This is a genomic window from Nonomuraea muscovyensis, assembly GCF_014207745.1.
GTDB classification, from domain to species: Bacteria; Actinomycetota; Actinomycetes; order Streptosporangiales; family Streptosporangiaceae; genus Nonomuraea; species Nonomuraea muscovyensis.
This window is the reverse complement of sequence record NZ_JACHJB010000001.1, coordinates 2,437,124-2,451,307: the sequence shown is the minus strand read 5'-3', so window position 1 is coordinate 2,451,307 and position 14,184 is coordinate 2,437,124. Positions and strand designations below refer to the sequence as shown.

The 14,184-nt window shown below is 70.8% G+C and carries 11 protein-coding genes and 1 tRNA gene; 10 read left to right on the top strand and 2 right to left on the bottom strand.

The window, feature by feature from the left end; translation table 11 throughout:
• Positions 1-23: 23 nt before the first annotated feature.
• From topA to tmk, 4 genes are all read left to right on the top strand, one after another.
• Positions 24-2,714, top strand: a complete 2,691-nt coding sequence (gene topA / locus FHU36_RS11540; protein ID WP_185083711.1) for a type I DNA topoisomerase — start codon at positions 24-26, stop codon at positions 2,712-2,714.
• 100 nt (positions 2,715-2,814) lie between these two features.
• The gene (locus FHU36_RS11535) at positions 2,815-4,137 is read left to right on the top strand and encodes a metallophosphoesterase (RefSeq protein WP_185083710.1); all 1,323 of its coding nucleotides are present in this window, start codon (positions 2,815-2,817) and stop codon (positions 4,135-4,137) included.
• Positions 4,138-4,216: 79 nt separating this feature from the next.
• The gene (locus FHU36_RS11530) at positions 4,217-4,798 is read left to right on the top strand and encodes a helix-turn-helix transcriptional regulator (RefSeq protein WP_221495841.1); all 582 of its coding nucleotides are present in this window, start codon (positions 4,217-4,219) and stop codon (positions 4,796-4,798) included.
• A 180-nt stretch (positions 4,799-4,978) separates the two neighbouring features.
• Entirely contained in the window at positions 4,979-7,027 is a 2,049-nt protein-coding gene (tmk, locus tag FHU36_RS11525; RefSeq protein ID WP_185083709.1) for a dTMP kinase, read from the top strand.
• 40 nt (positions 7,028-7,067) lie between these two features.
• On the opposite strand, the gene FHU36_RS11520 is transcribed toward tmk, so the two are convergent.
• Positions 7,068-8,129, bottom strand: a complete 1,062-nt coding sequence (locus FHU36_RS11520) for a serine hydrolase domain-containing protein (protein ID WP_185083708.1) — start codon at positions 8,127-8,129, stop codon at positions 7,068-7,070.
• A 238-nt stretch (positions 8,130-8,367) separates the two neighbouring features.
• Between FHU36_RS11520 and FHU36_RS11515 the strand changes: the two genes are divergently transcribed.
• The 6 genes from FHU36_RS11515 to kilB all read left to right on the top strand — a co-directional run bounded on the left by FHU36_RS11515 (position 8,368) and on the right by kilB (position 12,764).
• A complete protein-coding gene (locus tag FHU36_RS11515) occupies positions 8,368-9,540 on the top strand; it encodes a DNA polymerase III subunit delta' (RefSeq protein WP_185083707.1) in 1,173 nt (390 codons plus the stop codon).
• Positions 9,541-9,651: 111 nt separating this feature from the next.
• Positions 9,652-10,494 carry a PSP1 domain-containing protein gene (locus FHU36_RS11510; RefSeq protein WP_221495838.1) on the top strand — a complete coding sequence of 281 codons (843 nt, stop codon included), beginning with the start codon at positions 9,652-9,654 and terminating at the stop codon, positions 10,492-10,494.
• Positions 10,495-10,604: 110 nt separating this feature from the next.
• Entirely contained in the window at positions 10,605-10,913 is a 309-nt protein-coding gene (locus FHU36_RS11505; protein WP_312891544.1) for a sigma factor, read from the top strand.
• 160 nt (positions 10,914-11,073) lie between these two features.
• The gene (locus tag FHU36_RS11500) at positions 11,074-11,430 is read left to right on the top strand and encodes a hypothetical protein (protein WP_185083704.1); all 357 of its coding nucleotides are present in this window, start codon (positions 11,074-11,076) and stop codon (positions 11,428-11,430) included.
• Between the two features lie 141 nt (positions 11,431-11,571).
• Positions 11,572-11,645: transfer RNA gene (locus FHU36_RS11495), tRNA-Thr, on the top strand.
• Between the two features lie 621 nt (positions 11,646-12,266).
• The gene (gene kilB / locus FHU36_RS47065; RefSeq protein ID WP_185083703.1) at positions 12,267-12,764 is read left to right on the top strand and encodes a plasmid transfer protein KilB; all 498 of its coding nucleotides are present in this window, start codon (positions 12,267-12,269) and stop codon (positions 12,762-12,764) included.
• A gap of 328 nt (positions 12,765-13,092) precedes the next feature.
• Here the strand turns inward: kilB and FHU36_RS11485 are convergent, their stop codons facing one another.
• The gene (locus tag FHU36_RS11485; RefSeq protein ID WP_185083702.1) at positions 13,093-14,067 is read right to left on the bottom strand and encodes a helix-turn-helix transcriptional regulator; all 975 of its coding nucleotides are present in this window, start codon (positions 14,065-14,067) and stop codon (positions 13,093-13,095) included.
• Positions 14,068-14,184: the final 117 nt, after the last annotated feature.

The following is a 14,184-nucleotide window of genomic DNA, read 5'->3' as shown; positions in this document are numbered from 1 at the left end:
CGAACAGCGAGGTAGGAAGCAGCGTGCCAGCCAACAACGGCAGCGCCGGCGGAACGCGCCTGGTGATCGTCGAGTCGCCCGCCAAGGCGAAGACGATCGCCGGGTACCTCGGTGCGGGCTACATCGTGGAGTCCAGCATCGGTCACATCCGTGATCTGCCGGAGAAGGCCGACGACATCCCCGAGAAGTACAAGGGGCAGCCGTGGGCCCGGCTTGGCGTGAACGTCGACCATGGGTTCGAGCCGCTGTACGTCGTCAACTCCGACAAGAAGGCGCAGGTCAACAAGCTCAAGCAGCTGTTGAAGGACGCCGACGAGCTCTACCTCGCCACTGACGAGGACCGCGAGGGCGAGGCCATCGCCTGGCACCTGCGCGAGGTGCTGCGGCCGAAGGTGCCGGTGCGCCGCATGGTGTTCCACGAGATCACCCCGCAGGCCATCCGCGACGCCGTGGCCAACCCGCGTGACCTCAACCTGCGCCTCGTGGACGCCCAGGAGACCCGGCGCATCCTCGACCGCCTCTACGGCTACGAGGTCAGCCCCGTGCTGTGGAAGAAGGTCAAGCCCCGCCTGTCGGCCGGCCGCGTCCAGTCGGTGGCGACCCGCCTCGTGGTCGAGCGGGAGCGCGAGCGCCTGGCGTTCACGCCCGCCCACTACTGGGACCTGCAGGCGCTGTTCGACACCGGCCGGGCCGAGGAGCGGCCGCGCGACTTCACCGCGACGCTGACCGGGGTCGACGGCAGGCGCGTGGCGCAGGGCCGCGACTTCGCCAGCACCGGCACACTCAAGTCGGGCGACGTGCTCCACCTGTCGGAGGCCGCCGCGGGTGAGCTGGCCGGCCGGCTCGCCGGCGTCTCGTTCGCCGTGCGCTCCGTCGAGCGCAAGCCGTACACCCGCAAGCCGTACGCGCCGTTCCGGACGACCACGTTGCAGCAGGAGGCCAGCCGCAAGCTGGGCTTCTCCGCGAAGTACACGATGCAGGTGGCCCAGCGACTCTACGAGCAGGGCTTCATCACCTACATGCGGACCGACAGCATCACGCTGTCGGAGACCGCCATCGCGGCGGCGCGCTCCCAGGCGATCAAGCTGTACGGCTCGGCGTACGTCCCCGACAAGCCGCGCGTCTACACCAGCAAGGTCAAGAGCGCCCAGGAGGCGCACGAGGCGATCCGCCCGTCCGGTGAGGAGTTCCGCACGCCGGGCGAGACCGGGCTGCCGGGCGACATGTTCCGGCTGTACGAGCTGATCTGGCAGCGCACCGTGTCGTCCCAGATGAAGGACGCCGTCGGCGAGTCGGTGTCGGTGAAGGTGGCCGGCCGGTCCTCCTCGGGCGAGGACGTCGAGTTCAGCGCGTCCGGGCGGACGATCACGTTCTACGGCTTCCTGAAGGCGTACGTGGAGGGGGCCGACGACCCGGCCACCGACCGCGACGACTCCGAGAAGCGGCTGCCCAACCTCGCCGAGGGCGACACTCTGAGCGTCACGCGGCTCGACGTGGCCGGCCACTCCACCAAGCCGCCCGCCCGCTACACCGAGGCGTCGCTGGTCAAGGAGCTGGAGGACCGCGAGATCGGGCGGCCGTCGACGTACGCCTCGATCATCGGCACGATCCTCGACCGGGGCTACGTGTTCAAGAAGGGGACGGCGCTGGTGCCGTCGTTCCTGGCGTTCGCCGTGGTCAACCTGCTGGAGCAGCACTTCGGCAACCTCGTCGACTACGACTTCACCGCCGAGATGGAGAAGGTGCTCGACGACATCGCCAACGACCGGGCGGAGCGGGTGCCGGAGCTGCGCCGCTTCTACTACGGTCACGACGGCGACGAGGGCCTGAAGGAGATGGTCACCGACCTCGGCGACATCGACGCCAAGGAGATCAGCTCCTTCCCGATCCGGGGCACCGACATCGTCATCCGGGTCGGCCGCTACGGGCCCTACCTCGACCGCGACGGCGCCCGGGTCAACGTGCCCGAGGACATGACGCCCGACGAGCTGACCGCCGAGAAGGCCGAGGAGCTGTTCTCGCGGCCGACCGGCGACCGGGAGCTGGGCCACGACCCGGTGACCGGCCACCTGATCGTGGCCAAGGACGGGCGGTTCGGGCCGTACGTGACCGAGGTCCTGCCCACGCCGGAGGACGAAGGGGCGCCGAAGAAGCGCACCAAGAAGGCCGACGCGCCCAAGCCGCGCACCAGCTCGCTGTTCAAGAGCATGTCGCTCGACACGGTGACGCTGGAGGACGCGCTCAGGCTGCTGTCCATCCCCCGGGTGGTGGGCGAGCTGGACGGCGAGCAGGTCGTGGCGCACAACGGCAAGTTCGGCCCGTACCTGAAGAAGGGCACCGACTCGCGGTCGCTGGCCTCCGAGGACGACCTGCTCACCGTCACGATCGACCAGGCCAAGGGGCTGTTCGCGCAGCCCAAGCAGCGGGGCAGGGGCCGGGCGGCCGCCGCCGCGCCGCTGCGCGAGCTGGGCGAGGACCCCAACTCCAAGAAGCCCGTGGTGGTGAAGGAGGGCCGGTTCGGCCCGTACGTCACCGACGGCGAGACCAACGCCTCACTGCGCAAGGGCGACACGGTCGAGGACATCACGATCGAGCGCGCCGCCGAGCTGCTGGCCGAGCGGCGCGAGCGGGCGCCCGCGCCGAAGAAGACGTCGCCGCGCAAGCCCGCCGCCAAGAAGGCCCCGGCGGCACGCAAACCGGCCGCCAAGTCCTGAGGAGCCGTGCCCCTGAGGAGCCGTGTCCTGAGAGCCGTGTCCTGAGAGGGCTCTCAGGGCGGCACGCCCGGCATGGCGGGTCTGCTCATAGCATGGCGGCGTGGTCATAGGCTTCCTCGCGACGGTGCTCTCGGTGACCGTCGCCGTGCACGTGTACCTGTGGCACCGGCTCGTGCGGTCCACCACCCGGCCCGGCAGCAGGTCGCGCCGGGTGCTGACGGGGGCCCTGGCGCTGCTGGGCGTGCTGGTGGTGGTGACGTTCGCGGGCTCGCGGGTGGAGGCCGGGTTCTGGCTGGCCTGGCCGGGCTACATGTGGCTGGCTGTCATGTTCTACCTGCTGGTCTTCCTCGTGCTGCTGGAGGTGCCGCGGGCGGTCGCGTGGCGGTTGATGCGGCGCTCCGCGCCCGCTCCCGAGGCCGTGCCCGCCGCCGTGCCGGTCTCGGCCGTCGGCGGCGACACGGAGGGTGCTCCGGCCGGTGACGGCGGGCGGGGTGCCACGGGTGGCGCCCGTGGCACGGGTGCCACCGCCCTGGGCGGTGAGACCGCTGACGGTGAGCGTCCGCGTGGTGAGGGTTCCGGCGGCGACGCCATCAGCAGGAGGCTCTTCCTCGGGCGGGCCACCGCCGCCATCGCGGGCGTCAGCGCGATCGGCACGGTCGGCTACGGCGTGCGCACCGCCCTCGGCGACCCCGTCATCGAGCCCGTCAGAGTCGTCCTGCCGAAGCTGGACCCCCGGCTGAACGGCCTGCGGGTGGCCGTGGTCAGCGACATCCACCTCGGGCCGCTCACCGGGACGGCACACGCCGAACGCATCGTCCGGATGATCAACGCCCAGCGGCCCGACGTGGTCACGATCGTGGGCGACCTCGTCGACGGGACCGTGGCCGAGCTGGGGGAGCAGGCCAGGCCCCTGGGCGAGCTGGAGGCCAGGCACGGCTCCTACTTCGTGACCGGCAACCACGAGTACTACACGGCCAACGGGCCGCAGGAGTGGATCGAGAAGCTGCGTGAGCTGGGCATCCGGTCGCTGCGCAACGAACGCGTGGAGATCCGCCACCAGGGCGGCGTGCTGGACCTGGCCGGGGTCAACGACGTCAACGGCGCCACCGCGGACGACGGCCCCGACTTCGACAAGGCGCTGGACGGGCGTGACCCGGGCCGGGCCATGGTGCTGCTGGCCCACCAGCCCGTCCAGGCCGCCGAGGCCGCCCGGCGCGGGGTGGACCTGCAGCTTTCGGGCCACACGCACGGCGGGCAGATGGTGCCGTTCAACCTGGTGGTGCCGCTGCAGCAGCCGGTCGTGTCGGGGCTGGGCGCGGTGGACGGCATGCCGGTGTACGTGACGCGGGGCGCCGGGTTCTGGGGGCCGCCGGTCCGCGTGGGGGCGCCGCCCGAGATCACGATGGTGGAGCTGCGTTCGTAGCGGTGTGACGTTCCGCGACGCCGCGGTGACGCGGGCCGCCTGAGGGTAGTAGTATCCAAGGGGATACACCGGAGGTGGCATGATGTCTGCGTCGGCCGAGGGCGCGGCGGGCCGGCCGAGCGTGCCGGACGTCACGTTCTGGGCGGAGCGGGGCGGCCTGCTGTTCCAGCAGGCCCGTCACCTGTCGAGCATGAAGCAGTCGGCGCTGGCCGGCCTCAGCGGCACGTCCAGGACGACGCTTTCCGCCTACGAGCACGGCCGCAAGTCGCCGACGCTGGAGACCGCCGGGCGGATTCTCGACGCCGCCGGGTTCCGGCTGACGCTGGAGCCCAAGATCGAGTTCACGGAGCACGTCGCCGACGACGGCCGTCGTTTCCACGTGCCGACCCGGCTGCCCCGCCTGGCGCCGGCCCGCGCGCTGGCCACCGTGACGCTCCGCGGCCGCGCCTACGACCTGGCCGAGCGCGCCCAGCGCCGCGAGGCCTACGGGGTGCTGCTCGGGGCAGGCGGTCCCGAGGAGGTGCTGGCACACCTCGACGGGGTGCTGCTCGTGGAGCTCTGGCCCGACCTGGTGCTGCCCGCGGTCGTCCGCGAGGCGTGGCTCCCGGTGGTGGCCGAGGCCCGCGGGCCGGCCGCTCGCGACGGCGTGGTGGCGGGTTGACGGGTCTGGCCTGCGCGATCAAGACGGGAGGAAAGCCGGTGGTCATGTGGAGGGCCCATTCCCGGTGCGAAACCTGCGCACCGGGCCGTGGACGTAATACTCTCAGCGGCGAGCAGCCGGGCGATTCGGGCCCGTTCCCGCTCTTCCCCGTCCCGGCGAGCACCTGGATACGCTGACATCATGACCGCCCCTGGCCGACGCCGCACCACCGCCCACGTGCTGGCCAACGCTTCGTTCCGCCGGCTGTGGACGGCCATGTCGGTGTGCAGCCTGGGCGACTGGCTCAACATCCTGGCCCTGACCGCCCTCGCCGGAAACCTGACCGCGGGAGACGACTACCGCGTCCAGTCGCTGGCCATCGGCGGCGTGTTCATCGCCAAGATGCTGCCCGCGGTGCTGCTCGGGCCGCTCGCCGGCGTCTTCGCCGACCGGTTCGACCGGCGGACGACGATGGTCGCCGCCGATCTGGCGCGCTTCGCCGTGGTGCTGTCGATCCCGCTGATCGGCAGCTATCAGTGGATCATCATCGCCACGCTGCTGGTCGAGTGCGCCAACCTGTTCTGGGTGCCGGCGAAGGACGCCACGGTGCCCAACCTGGTGCCCAACGAACAGCTCGAGTCGGCCAACCGGCTCAACCTGCTCGTCACCTACGGCAGCGCGCCGGTGGCGGCCCTGCTGTTCGCGGCGCTGTCGCTGGCGGGCGACGTGCTGACCACCGTGGTGCCGGGCATGGCCGGCGTGGACCCGACCAGCCTGGCGCTCGTCGTCAACGCCTGCGCCTACCTGGTCTCGGCGGGCCTGATCTTCACCCTGCGCGGCCTCCCGCGGCGCGACGGCGGCATCTCCACGCCGTCGGTGCTCCGGCAGATCGTCGAGGGCTGGCGCTACGTCGGCGGCAACCGGCTCGTGCGCGGGCTGATCATCGGCATGCTGGGGGCGTTCGCGGCGGGCGGCGCCGTCGTCGGCGTCGCGAAGATCTACGTGGCCGCCCTGGGCGGCGGGGACGCCGCCTACGGTGTCGTGTTCGGCGCGGTCTTCGTCGGCATGGCGCTGGGCATGTTCTTCGGGCTGCGGCTGCTGCGCGAGCTGTCCAGGCGCCGGCTGTTCGGCCTGGCCATCACCGTGGCGGGCCTGGTCCTGGTCGCCATCGCGCTGATCCACAACCTCGCCATCGTCGTCATGCTGACCGTGGTGCTGGGGGCGTGCGCCGGCATCGCGTGGATCATCGGCTACACGCTGATCGGCCTTGAGGTCGAGGACGCGATGCGGGGCCGCACGTTCGCCTTCCTGCAGTCCACCGCCCGGGTGACGCTGCTGCTCGTCGTGGCCGCGGCCAACCCGCTCGCCGCCCTCTTCGGCGCCCACAGCTTCGCGCTGGGGCGGGTGTCCTACCAGTTCGACGGGTCCAACCTGGTGCTGGTGCTCGGCGGCGCGCTGGCCGTGGGCGTGGGCCTCCTGGCGCTGCGCCACATGGACGACCGCAAGGGAGTCCCGCTGTCCGAAGACCTGATCGCCGCGGTGCGCGGCGAGCGGTTCGGCCCCGGGGCGGCCGAGGAGCTGCCCGGGCTGTTCGTCGCCTTCGAGGGCGGCGAGGGCTCCGGCAAGACGACCCAGTCGCGGATGATCGCCATCTGGCTGCGCGACCAGGGCCACGACGTCGTCCAGACGCGCGAGCCGGGCTCCACCAAGGTCGGCATGCGGCTGCGGGCCATCCTCCTCGACGCGGCCGAGCGCGGTCTGTCGCCCCGGGCGGAGGCGCTCATGTACGCCGCCGACCGGGCCGAGCACGTCGAGAAGGTCATCCACCCCGCCCTGCGCCGGGGCGCGATCGTGGTCTGCGACCGCTACGTCGACTCCTCGCTGGCCTACCAGGGCGCGGGCCGGGACCTGGCCCCCGAGGACGTCTCCAAGGTCAACGCCTGGGCGACCGGCGGGCTGGTGCCGCACCTCACCGTGCTGATCGATGTGCCGCCCTCGGTGGGGCTGACCAGGCTCGGCGGTGCGGCCGACCGGATCGAGGCCGAGCCGCTCGACTTCCACGAACGGGTCCGCAAGGAGTTCCGCGCCCTGGCCGCCGCCACGCCCGAGCGCTACCTGGTGGTCGACGGCACGCTGCCCCCGGAGAAGATCACCCAGACCATCCAGGACCGGATGCGCGACATCCTGCCCGATCCGGTCCCCCGCGAGACCGAAGACGCCACGGGCACCATGCCGGTCATCCGCGACTAGGGCTTGCACCGACGTCGGCCCAGCCGTCCGCCCCGTGCGTTCACCGAGGACAGAACCGTGCCTGGAGCAGCTTGACGGATGTGGCCATCGGGTCGTTCCAGTCGCCGTTCATGTTCGTCACGACCAGGTGCCCGCCGTTGCGGCTGCCCATCGCGTACGTCCACGAACCGAAGATCGAGCCCCCACCGCCCCAGACCGTCACCCCGCACGGGAGTTCCTGGGAGTAGACACCCAGCCCGTACCTGGTGTCCGGGATCCAGTCCGCCCCCTTCGTCGACACCATGGTGAACATCTCCCGCTGCTGTGCCGCCGGAAGTAGCCGCCCGCCCAGCAGTGCCCCCATGAACCGGTGGAGGTCCGCGGTCGTCGAGACCATGCCGCCGGCCGCCCAGGCCCAGCTCACGTCCAGCTCGGTCACGTCCTGGATCTCCCCGCCGGGAAGCTTGGTGTAGTGGCGCGGGTGCGGGCCGCGGATCGCGGTCTCCGGGCCCGGCAGGTACGTCCCGGTCAGGCCGAGCGGACGGGCGATGCGCCGCGCGATCTCGTCGGCCAGTTTCGCGCCTGTCGCCTTCTCGATGATCAACCCGGCCAGGGTGTAGTTGACCTTGGAGTAGATGAAGCGCTGCCCCGGCTTCTCCGGGGGCGGCGTCTCCTGTCCGGGGACGGCGTCGGGGATGCCGCTGGTGTGGTTGAGCAGTTGCCGGATGGTGATCGCGGTGCCGTCCGCCCCCGCCTGCTCGGCCACGCCGGGCACCCACTTCGCCACCGTGTCGTCCAAATTCAGCTTGCGCTCGGCCGCGAGTCGCAGGACCACGGTCGCCGTGAACGCCTTGGTCAGGCTGCCGATACGGAAATGCTCCTGCGGGTGCCGCCTGCGGCGGGTCTCGATGTCAGCCACACCGGCTGTCCCGAACCACCGCTCGCGGCCGTCGCGGACGTCGGCCACGATCCCGGGGACGCCGCCGCCCGCCACGGCGTGGTCCAGGACTCGCTGGAGGCGGTCGTGGCGACCCGTCGCCGCTGACGCCCCCGTGGTCATCATGGCGCTGCCCGCCACCGCCAGGGCGAGGACGAGCAGGCCGCTGCCACCGAACTTACGCATACCCATCTCCTCGTTCGCGCCCGCGGACGCGGGACCTCCGGCCCGGGCACACAAGCAACCGTAGTTGACTAATTCGGCGCTAGTCAACTCGGGTTGCTTATTGGCTGGACGTGGCGCGTGCCCGCCCGCCAACCTGCGGACGCTCATCGGCCGCGTCATCGGGCCGCTCAAGCCGCCGGCCGAGGCGTAGCGGGCCCGTCGGGGCGCGGTGCCGCGCGAGCGCGACTAGCCTTTGTCCGTGACAGTTTTCGCCGACCTCGTCGGGCAGGACCAGGCCGTGACCGTCCTCTCGCGCGCGGCGGGGGCCGCCGCCGAGGTCGTCACCGGCGGGCGCGGCGCGGGCATGACGCACGCCTGGCTGTTCACCGGCCCGCCCGGCTCCGGCAGGGAGGACGCGGCGCGGGCGTTCGCGGCGGCGCTGCTGTGCCCCGACGGCGGCTGCGGCCACTGCGACCAGTGCCACCAGGTGCTGATCGGCTCCCACCCCGACCTCGAGTCCGTACGCCCGGCCGGCCTGTCCTACAGCGTCAAGCAGACCCGTGAGCTCATCCTCCGGGCCGCCGGCGCGCCGACGCAGGGGCGCTGGCGGGTGATCCTGTTCGAGGACGCCGACCGGGCCACCGAGTCCGCCGCGAACGCCCTGCTCAAGGCCATCGAGGAGCCGCCGCCGCGCACGGTGTGGCTGTTGTGCGCCCCGGCGCCCGACGACCTCATGATCACCATTCGCTCGCGCTGCCGCCTGGTCACCCTCACCACGCCGTCCACCGAGGCGGTCGCCCACGTGCTCGCCACCCGCGACAGCGTGCCCTGGGAGACGGCCGGCTTCGCCGCCCGCGCGGCCCAGGGGCACATCGCCCGCGCCCGTTCTCTCGCCCTCGACGAGGACGTCCGCCGGCGCCGGGAAGCCGTCCTGGCCATCCCGAAGTCTCTGACGGGCGTGGGGGAGTGCGTGTCCGCCGCCGAACGCCTGGTGAAGACGGCGGAGGAGGAGGCCGCGGCGGCGACGGCCACGCTCAACGAGGCGGAGACGGCCGAGCTGCGCCGCCTGTACGGCGAGGGCTCCACGGGCAAGGGCCTCAACCGGGGCCTGGTCCGCGGCGGGGCGGGCGCGCTGAAGGAGCTCGAGGACCGGCAGAAGTCCCGCGCCACCCGGATCAAGCGCGACTCGCTGGACGCGGCGTTGCTGGAGCTGGTGTCGTTCTACCGTGACGTGCTGGCGATGCAGTTCGGCGCGTCGGTGGAGCTGGCCAACGACGACCTCCGCTTCGACCTCGACCAGCTCGCCCGCGCCTCCACCCCGGAGGAGACGCTGCGCCGGATCGACGCGATCATGCAGTGCCGCGAACGCCTCGACGCCAACGTCAACCCCCAGATCGCCGTCGAGGCGATGATGCTCGCCCTGCGCGGCTGACCACATCCGTGGTGACGGATCTCACCACCGCCGCGCCCGCGCACGTAATGTGGGCAGCGGAGGCCGTACGAACCCCCGAGGCCGTCAGGAGGCGAGCGCCAGCCCATGGGCATGATCATGGCAGTGAGCTTCACCCGCTACGGAAGGCTCTACTACCTCGACCCGGGCGGGCACAGCCCCAAGGTGGGCGACAGGGTGCTGGTGCCCACCGACGCGGGGCCCGAGGTGGCCGAGTGCGTGTGGGCGCCGCAGTACACGAGCGAGGACATCGACGGGCTGCCGGTGTGCGCCGGCCTGGCGGGCGAGGAGCACCTCACCCGTGACGAGACGAACAAACGGCGCCGTGCCGAGGCCCGCAGCGTGTCCAAACGTCTGATCAAACGGCACGAGCTGCCCATGAAGGTCGTGGGGGTCGACTACCTCGACCAGGACAACGTCTACACCGTCTACTTCTCGGCCCCGAACCGGGTCGACTTCCGCGCCCTGGTCCGCGATCTGGCCCGCAACCTGCGCGCCAGGGTCGAGCTGCGGCAGATCGGCCCGCGCGACGAGGCCCGGCTCCAGGGCGGCATCGGCCCGTGCGGTCGCGACCTGTGCTGCGCCACGTTCCTCAAGGACTTCGAGCCCGTCTCGGTGCGCATGGCCAAGGACCAGGACCTCCCGGTCAACCCGCTGCGCATCGCCGGGGCGTGCGGGCGGCTCATGTGCTGCCTGAAGTACGAGCACCCGCTGTACATGGAGACCCGCTACCGGATGCCGCGCGTGGGCAGCCGGGTGAGCACGCCACAGGGCGAGGGCAGCGTCGTGGGGCACAACGTCCCGGCCGACACGGTTACGGTCCGCCTGGACGACGGCGGCCGGCGCTGCGCCTGCCCCTCCGCCTCGGTCTGCTCGCCGCGGCAGCAGCACGACAAGATGTACGGGACGGACGGCGACCCGCCACCCCCTGCCTGAGAAAGACACTGCCGATCGGGAACCGAGGCACGTCCTCGCGGCAATCACTGATGTCCATGCCACTCCCGAAAGGCAGCCAGATGCGACATCCAAGCCGGCTTGAGCCTGGCGTGGCCGCCGGACCGGCTGACGACGCCGAGGTGATCGCGCGTTCCCGGCACAGTCCCGAGCACTTCGCCGACCTGTTCCACCGGCACGCCCCCGCCCTGAAGCGGGACGCCGTCCGGCGGCTGGGTGCGGCGGCGGCGGAGGACGTCGTGGCGGAGACGTTCGTGGCGGCGTGCCAGCAGCGCGCCACCTACGACCTGACCCGGGACGACGCGCGTGCGCGTCCGGCTCGCGGCCGCCCTCGCCGGGCTGCCGGCCGGGCACTCGGCGACATCGATCCGACCGCTGTGACCGAGGAGCTCGCCTCATGAACGAGATGCACATGCTTGAGCGGCCGCGGGACGAGGTCCCGGCGACGGCGAGAAGGGGCCGACGAACCCCCTCAGGACGCAGGCCGAGGTCGAGAGCTTCCCCGACGATCCCGACGCGCTGCTGGAGCGCCTGCGCGCACTCAAGCAGGAGCGCTACGCCGTGTCCATCTGCCAGCCCACGTGCCCGCCGGGCACCGAGAAGGACGTCGCCGCGTTCGGGGCCCTCCAGTGGTACATGAAGTACGGACCCATCATCGCGCCGGAGAAGCGGGCCGCCATGTACCGCGCCATGGCCAGGATCCCCAACGTGAAGATCGAGGACATCACCACCACGGAGGGCCGCAAGGGCATCGGCGTGGTCCTCGACCTGGGGGAGGCGGGCAAGGGCTACACCATCCTCGACCCCGAGACCTACCGCTACCTCGGCCACAAGGTCGTCAAGGATGACATGACCTCGGCCATGTCACTGCTGAACTCCGGAGTGGTGGACGAGCCGGGCCAGATCCCGTCCCCCTGACCCCACCCTGCGCGCGGACCCCACGGCAACAGGGGCCCGTGGGGTCCGCCGGCCACGCCCACAGCCCGTTCTGTCCCGATGCCGTATGGCTGGAGCGAAGACCCCTCGGGCTCCTGTAGACTTCTTCCAGCCGTACGGCATGCCGCCTTAGCTCAGTCGGCCAGAGCACTTCACTCGTAATGAAGGGGTCTCGGGTTCGAATCCCGAAGGCGGCTCCCGGTCAAAGGCCCCCCGCGATGATCACGGGGGGCCTTTCGCGTGGGCGTACAGCAGCGAGGTACAGCTACGGGTTCTCGCTGTCGAGGCTGTCGTTGAGCTGGTCGAGGGCCTTGCGGGTCTCTGGGCTGGCGATCTGGGTGTAGACGTTCACGGTGACGGAGATGCGCGAGTGGCGGAGGACGCCATCGCCACGCGCGGGTGGACACCGAGGGCGGCCGGCATCGAGGCGCAGGTGTGACGGGGGTCGTGGACGCGGATGCGTGGGAGGCCGGCCTTTCTCGCGGACAGCTCGAATGAGCGGTTGAAGATGCGGGGCTCGATCGGCGTACCCCACTTGGTGGTGAAGACGAGGTCCGAGTCCTGCCGCTTGTCGCCGGCCGCTCGGCGGGCGTCGTCCTGTACGCGGCGACGGTGCAGCAGCCCAGCCACCCTGCTGACAACACCGATTGTGATGAGCACAGAGGGCCTTTTGCTGACAGGCGTCTTCAGGGCGGTGGAAGCCAAGTCGCAGGTCTTGTCGATCAGCTCCAGGTCTGCCTGAGGAGGCAGCTCGGACGGTCCCCGTGCGGCTGGACGAGTCGGCGTTGCTCGGCATGGACCTGTGTTTTCATTGATCAATGCAAGCCGTCGCAGCCAGCATCGTGGCAGTGTTGGGGACCCTTCTGGGGGCTACGCTTAATCATCTGTTCGCGTACCGCGCGGCGAGCCGGGCAGATCGTGTCGCGCGAAGTGAGAGGCTCCGATCAGAGCGAATCGACGCCTACTGCGCTCTCGGGGGCGCTCTCACCAACTACCGACGTGGACAGATGGATCTATGGTTCTCGAGACATGAGAATCCGGAGCGATCGCACTGGATCGAGCTACGCCGCGAAGAGCAACGGTTACGGTCCGCAGCTCTTGAAGCTTTGTTTCGCGTGGAGCTCTTGACAGACGTCGAGCAGCTCATCGCCAAGGGATGGGAAGCCCTGGGCGCCATTGACCGTATGGACATGCTGGAGACCCCTGAACAGATGGATCAACAGCGAGCCACCTCACGGGCGCTGATCTCTGACTTCATTCGCGCTTCGAAACCGTTTGTGGTCCCGCAGATCGAGGGTTCGGTGGCCATCGAGTGAGCTGCGGATCTGGACAGGGCCACTGCGTTGGGAGTGCAGAGGCTCTGAAGGGGAGGCGCGCGCGCAGATCGGCTGCGGCGAACAGGCCGGTCTCCGGTTCGACGGCCGGGTGGGCCTTGGAGCCGTCGTCGCGCTGCTGCGCACGTTTGTGGATCATCGTGCCAGGCATGGATGGCTGGCTTCCGGAACTCGTGACCTCAGTGGATCGGCGTGATCGGGACCGCTATCGGAAGTTCGGTCGCGATCGTCAGCCCCGGCCGCGCTTGGCACCCACCAGTATGGAGCGGTCCGAATCGCGTCGGCGGCGGTCCGCAGAAGGCGACGACTCTCAGGATGACACTCCGTAGCGGGTGGCGATCGCGGCGGCGCGGTTGCGCAGGGAGTTGCGCAACCACTGCGGGGCCAGGGCTTCCGCGTTCGTGCTGAGCTGCCACAGCGCCCATTCGGCGTGTCTCGGATCTTGGAAGGTCACCTCCAGCCGTAGCCAGCCGTCTGCGTCGGCTTCTTCGGCGCGGACGGCCAGCGCGGTGCCCACCAGGTCCTCCCGCCGCGCCGGGTTCACCCGTACCAGCACGGTGACTTGGTCGCCGCCGGTCCGAAACTGCGTGCTGCGTTCCTGCCAGGCCCGGTCCAGATCGACCCGGTCCGGTCGCTGTGCGGGTTCGGCGAGTTCCTTGGCGGCCAAGACCCGGGACAGCCGGTAGGTGCGGTCTGCGCCAGACCTCGTGGCCAGCAAGTAGCCCTGGTCGCGTACGGTGACCAGGCCGATCGGGTCCACTGTGCGCCACTTCGGGGGCTGGTCCACCGCCGCGTAGTGGATGCGTAGCTTGTGTCCGGCGAGCACCGCGCGCCGGACCTCGGCCACTATGGCGTCGGGCACCTCCTCAGCGACCAGCCGGCGCGAGAGGAGGTCGGTCTCCGGGTCGATGAGCAATCGCTCGGCCGCGCCGGCCGCGGTGGCCCGATAGCTTTCGGGTAGCGCGTCGACCACCTTGAGCATGGCCGAAGCGAGCGCCGAGCCGAGGCCGAATGCCTGCGCGCCGCGCCGCGATCCGGCGATCACCAGGGCGAGGGCCTCGTCGTGATTCAGCCCGGTGAGCTCGGTCCGGAAACCGGGCAACAACGCGAAACCGCCGTGCCGGCCGCGTTCGGCGTAGACCGGGACGCCGGCCGCGGACAGCGCCTCGATGTCGCGCAGCACGGTGCGGGTGGATACCTCCAGCTCGCGGGCCAGCGCGGTCGCGGACAGCCGACCGTGCCGTCGCAGCAGCAGCACCAGCGAGACCAACCGGTCGGCGCGCATACGAGAACTTTACCGAAAATACACGACACAGGATGTCGTGTATTCGCTGGGAGCCTTGGCAACACGACGAACCAGACGGCGGCTGCTCAGCCGATGGACGTACGTGATGTCGACGAA